The 5,458-nt window shown below is 60.3% G+C and carries 4 protein-coding genes; 2 read left to right on the forward strand and 2 right to left on the reverse strand.

Annotation, left to right across the window (positions count from 1 at the left end; genetic code table 11):
* Positions 1-23 precede the first annotated feature (23 nt).
* Entirely contained in the window at positions 24-1,295 is a 1,272-nt protein-coding gene (gene gbcA, locus UB48_RS26465) for a glycine-betaine demethylase subunit GbcA (RefSeq protein ID WP_045202291.1), read from the reverse strand.
* A gap of 255 nt (positions 1,296-1,550) precedes the next feature.
* Here gbcA and gbcB point away from each other — a divergent pair, with 255 nt between their 5' ends.
* On the forward strand, positions 1,551-2,633 hold the full coding sequence (gene gbcB / locus UB48_RS26470) for a glycine-betaine demethylase subunit GbcB (protein ID WP_045202293.1): 1,083 nt from the start codon (positions 1,551-1,553) through the stop codon (positions 2,631-2,633).
* On the opposite strand, the gene UB48_RS26475 is transcribed toward gbcB, so the two are convergent.
* Positions 2,554-3,462: a nitrilase-related carbon-nitrogen hydrolase gene (locus UB48_RS26475; RefSeq protein WP_082075528.1), complete on the reverse strand. Its 909-nt coding sequence runs from the start codon at positions 3,460-3,462 to the stop codon at positions 2,554-2,556. The two genes, gbcB and UB48_RS26475, sit on opposite strands and share 80 nt — an antisense overlap.
* Before the next feature lie 163 nt (positions 3,463-3,625).
* Between UB48_RS26475 and UB48_RS26480 the strand changes: the two genes are divergently transcribed.
* On the forward strand, positions 3,626-5,437 hold the full coding sequence (locus tag UB48_RS26480; RefSeq protein ID WP_045202295.1) for an NAD(P)/FAD-dependent oxidoreductase: 1,812 nt from the start codon (positions 3,626-3,628) through the stop codon (positions 5,435-5,437).
* Positions 5,438-5,458: the final 21 nt, after the last annotated feature.

Genomic DNA, 5,458 nt, shown 5'->3' on the forward strand with positions numbered 1-5,458 from the left:
ATGGGCCGCAAAGCGGCCCCGCTTTACTGCGCAGCCACACCCTTCAGATAAGGCGCCGGCGCCGCCCCCAGGTTGCTCAGCATCCGCTCGCTGTACCAATCGACGAAATTAACCACGCCAAACTCATAGGTCTTCGAATAAGGCCCGGGCTGATACGCCGTGGAGTTGATCCCACGCTGGTTCTCTTCAGCCAGGCGCCGGTCCTGGTCGTTGGTGGCGTCCCACACCTGGCGCATGCGCGCCGGGTCGTAGTCCACACCTTCAACCGCATCCTTGTGCACCAGCCACTTGGTGGTGACCATGGTCTCCTGGGCGCTGATCGGCCACACAGTGAAGACGATGATGTGATCGCCCATGCAGTGGTTCCACGAGTGCGGCAGGTGCAGGATGCGCATCGAGCCGAGATCCGGGTTCTTGATCCGGCCCATGAGCTTCTGGCAGCCCTGCTTGCCATCCAGGGTCATCGACACCGTGCCCTTGAGCAGCGGCATGCGCACGATACGGTTACGCAGGCCGAAGCTTGCGTGGGCGTAGGGGATCTTCTCGGCATCCCAGGCGGCAGCCGAGGCGGCGACGTGGTCCTTGAACGCCTGGTCGGCGCGTGGGTCGGTGACGTCGTCCCATTCCAGCAGGGTTTTCAGCAGTTCAGGGTGCGAGCCGCTGCAGTGGTAGCACTCGCGGTTGTTTTCCAGCACCAGCTTCCAGTTGGCCTTCTCCATCAAGGTGGTTTGCACCGCCACCTTGGTGTTCTCCATGTCGTAGGGTTCCATGTAGTGGGTCAGGGTGGCGAGGAAGTCGTCAATCGCCGGCGGGTTCTCGGCCAGGCTGATGAAGATGTAGCCACCGGCGGTCTTGACGTTCACAGGCTTGAGGCCGTACTGCTTCATGTCGAAATCGGCGCCCATTTCGGTGCCGGCGAACAGCAGGCGGCCGTCCAGCTCGTAGGTCCACTGGTGGTAATGGCAGACCAGCTTGGCGACCNNGCGCGAACCGCGATGGCGGCAGACGTTGTGGAAGGCGTGCACCTGGCCTTCGGCACCGCGCACCACCAGGATCGGGTTCTTGCCGATCTGCAGGGTGATGAAGTTGCCCTTGGTCGGGATTTCACAGGTCATCCCGGCGATCAGCCATTCCTTCTGGAAGATTTCTTCCATGTCGATCTGGAACAGGCGCTCGTCGCAGTAGAACGGCTGTGGCAGCGAGAAGGTCCGCTCGCGGCTCTGCAGCATCTCGGCGGTGGCCTTGCGTGCAGGTTCCAGTGGATCGCCCAGACTCAAAGTTGCGGTGACGTCCATCGTGTAGGTCCTCATGGCCAGTGCTTGTGGCCGGTGAAAGTGGCTAATCGTTGTTATGGCGACGCAAGGCTCAAGTACAGCAGGATCATGTGCGTTGGAGTGTGCGTTCGAAGGGCGCAGGAACCATATCCATGGACGACATGATCAGATCCGTTTCCGACGCGTAAGCCCCCAATGTCGCGGATAGGTAAGTGTCGCCTGCGCGGCTTAAGCAGAATCGCAGCCATCAGGCCGCAGTCGGCCGTGGAGACGAGCATGTCCAACAGCTTCCTCAATCCGGTCAGCACCCAGACCTGGGCCAACGGCCGCCACATCGTCCGTTGCGTCAAGGTGATCCAGGAAACCTGGGACGTGCGCACCTTCTGTTTCATGGCCGACCAGCCGATCATGTTCTTCTTCAAGCCCGGGCAGTTCGTCACCCTGGAGCTTGAGATTGATGGCGAGCCGATCATGCGCTCGTACACCATCTCAAGCTCGCCGTCGGTGCCCTACAGCTTCTCGGTGACCATCAAGCGCGTGCCCGGTGGCAAGGTCTCCAACTGGCTGCACGACACATTGCACGAAGGCCAGGAGCTGGCGGTGCACGGCCCGGTCGGGCTGTTCAACGCCATGGATTTCCCCAGCNNCGGCGGCGTCGGCATCACCCCGGTGATGTCCATGGCCCGCTGGTTCTATGACACCAACGGCAATGTCGACATGGTTTTCGTTCATAGCGCGCGCTCACCGAAAGACATCATCTATCACCGCGAGCTGGAGCACATGGCCTCGCGGATCGACAACTTCAGCCTTCATATCATTTGCGAGAAGCACGGCTTGGGCGAGCCCTGGGCGGGCTATCGCGGCTACCTGAACCAGAAACTGATGGAGTTGATCGCCCCGGACTACCTGGAACGGGAGATTTTCTGCTGCGGCCCGACGCCCTACATGAACGCGGTCAAGCGCCTGCTGGAAAGTAGCGGCTACGACATGAGCCGCTACCATGAAGAGTCGTTCGGCGCGACCCCGGCCGAGGTCAAGGCCGATGCCGTGGAACACGCCGAACAAGCCGCCGAAGCTGCCGAGGTGGACGCCGGCGACCTGCACCAAGTCGAATTCACCGCCACCGGCAAGAGCATCCGCGTGGCCCCGGGCGAGACCGTGCACGCGGCGGCGGCCAAGCTCGGGCTGATGATCCCCAAGGCCTGCGGCATGGGCATCTGCGGCACCTGCAAGGTGCTCAAGCTGGGCGGCGAAGTGGAGATGGAACACAACGGTGGCATCACTGATGACGATGTGGCGGAGGGTTATATTCTGTCCTGCTGCAGTGTGCCGAAGGGTGACGTGCGGATTGAGTACTAGTGTTGCAGACACCGCCGTAAAGCTGCGGCTGGCGATCTTCATGGACATGGTTGTGGTCGCTGATCCACTTGTAGTCGGCGTCGCTCAGCTCCAGGTCGGCCAGCAGCAGTTGCGCTTCGGGCAGGCTGCTGGCGCCAGCCAGGGGAAAGCCGTCAGCATCGACAATGGTTGAACCGCCCACCCAGTCGACCCCGCGTTCGCTGCCATGGCGATCACAAACCGCGATGAACATGCGATTCACTGCTGCCCCCGCCTGAACCCGGACGATTTCTGCCGGGCGCTCCTCGGGAGGGCGGGGGAATTCTGGCCAGTTGGCGGGCGCACACAACAACTGTGCACCACTCAGCGCAGCCAGGCGTACCCACTCCGGGAGCTCCAGGTCATAACAGATCATCAGTGCTATTCGCCCTTTGGCCGTTCGCACAACCGGTGGCGGTTGTTCGCCCGGTGTGAAGATGAGTTTTTCCCGGTCCCACAGGTGCACCTTGCGATAGCAGGTGATCCAGCCTTGAGGCTCGATCAGCACTACGCTGTTGGCGACTTCGGTTGCCGACAGGCGTTCGCACAGGCCGGCCACCACCATGATCTCGTGTTGCCGGGCGAGGGCGAACCAACCCTTGACCGTGGCGTCGTATAAACCCTCGGCAACGCTCAAGGCTTCGTCGCGGTCTTCAAACACGTAGCCGCTCTGCATAAGCTCCGGCAGCACGANNTCCCGGGCGGCCTCGATGATCGCTGCATTGGAAACTTCGCGGTTATGGATTACATCGGCAACTTTCGGTGCAACTTGGGCGCAAGCAATGCGCAGCGGCAGTGATGATGTGTTCATGTGTGCTCTCCTGAAAATAATGATCAGGCGATATAAAATAGTTAGCGTCAACTGGCATTTTTGCTAGTTCAAGTTCCGTGTTTTTGATTGCCAATCAATATAACTATTGAAGACCCCCGGCTCTATGCTGTGAGTTCATCACTGCCTTCAGGCGGAGCCTGATATGTCCTCGATCCCTTCACGAATTCTTTCCGCCAAGCGTGTGCTGGATAATCAGGTTCGGGCGCTGATTCCAGACTTTCCTTTTGACTATGGGCAGTACCTGGCGGACAAGGGGCCGGCACCGCTTGGCCGAATCCAGCCACAGCATCATGGCCAGCAAGTGCTGGTGGTGGGGGCCGGCGTGGCCGGGCTGGTTGCCGCCTATGAAGCAATGCGCATGGGCCTGCATCCGGTTTTGGTGGAGGCCAGCGGACGCATAGGCGGGCGCCTGTATTCGACCGCGGTCAACGATAGCGTGCCGTTTGAGCGCGGTGCCATGCGCTTTCCGTTGTCGGGCCAGGCGCTGATGCATTACTTCAGCAAAGTGCGCATGCGGGATAACACTGAAGACTTTCCCAATCCCGGAAGTGCCGCCGCCGTTAGTACCGTCGTTGATTATGCCGACGAAAAATATTACTACGAAGTCGGCAATGACAACTTTCCCCGGCCGCCGGCGTTCGAGAACATTGAAATCAAGTTCTTCGATGAGTTTCTCGAGCAGGCGCCTATCCATTTCAAGGAAATGGAACACGCCATGTCTGCCGGGACAATAGACCAGGCGAAAATCAAACTGTTGTGGAATGCAATTTTGCGCGAAGGCTGGGACAACCTCAGCTTTCATGCCGCGATGGTCGAGCAGGCGCGTTGGCCTGCCGACGAGATTAACCTGTTCGGCCAGATCGGCTTTGGTACGGGTGGCTGGAACACCGACTTTCCCAATTGCTTTCTGGAAGTACTGCGGGTGCTGTATACCGGGCTGGATATCAACCACCTGTTGATGCGCGACGGTGCCGACCAGTTGCCCCTACGGCTTTGGCAGCAACCTGCAGCGGCCTTTGGTGATGACAGCGTGTTCTGGCCGCAGAACATGACCCTGGAAGAACTGGCGAGCGCGTTTCCGGGCGACCCGCTGCGCCAGGAAGTTCGGCAGATCAAGCGCCTGACAGCGGNNGAAGTGCTCTGCCATGACCTGCAGAGCGGACGCGACCAACGCCTGCGCTACGCCAGTGTGGTCTACACCCCGCATGTGCGGATACTCGACAAGTTCCGCTACATGAACGGCGCCGAAGGCCTTGAGGCCAGCCGTTCGCTGCTGACGCAGCAGCAATGGGAAGCAGTGATGTATACCCACTACATGCAGTCGGCCAAGGTATTTGCCGCTACCCGCGAGCCGTTCTGGACCCAGCGCGGGCCGGACGGCAAGCAACTGATGAGTATTACCCTGTCTGACCGCCTGACCCGTGGCACCTACCTGGTGGACTACAGCCGAAACCCGGGAGCCTACAAAGGTAGTGGGGTTTTCTTGTCATATACCTGGAACGACGACAGCCTGAAGTTTCTCGGTGACCGTCAGGGCGACCTGCCGCAGCATGGCGAGTTGTGCACCGCCTTGCTCGATCAGGTTTATCCCGGCCTGGACCTGGCTTCGCATTTCCCTGCGGCAGACCCCTTTGTCGAGATCAACTGGGAGAACGAGCCTTTCTATCTTGGGGCTTTCAAGATGAACCTGCCGGGCCAGTACGAGTACCAGCGGCTGTTGTTCAGCCAGTTCAAGGAGGGCAGTGACGGTAGCGCAGTGGATGGCTTCATCCTGGCCGGCGACGATGTGTCCTGGACCGGCGGTTGGGCTGAAGGGGCGGTGACCACGGCACTTAATGCCGTGGACAAACTGGCCACGCGCTACAACAACGGCTTCAGCCCCGAGGGCGGTCCCATTGCGCAGTGGGACCCCCTCAAGCCGGCTGCGCTGGCCGATCTGCAGGTCAAACGCTAAAGCGCGACACCAGCCCGCTCA

Origin of the sequence: Pseudomonas sp. 2(2015), from assembly GCF_000955865.1 — a bacterium.
Classification (GTDB): Bacteria; Pseudomonadota; Gammaproteobacteria; order Pseudomonadales; family Pseudomonadaceae; genus Aquipseudomonas.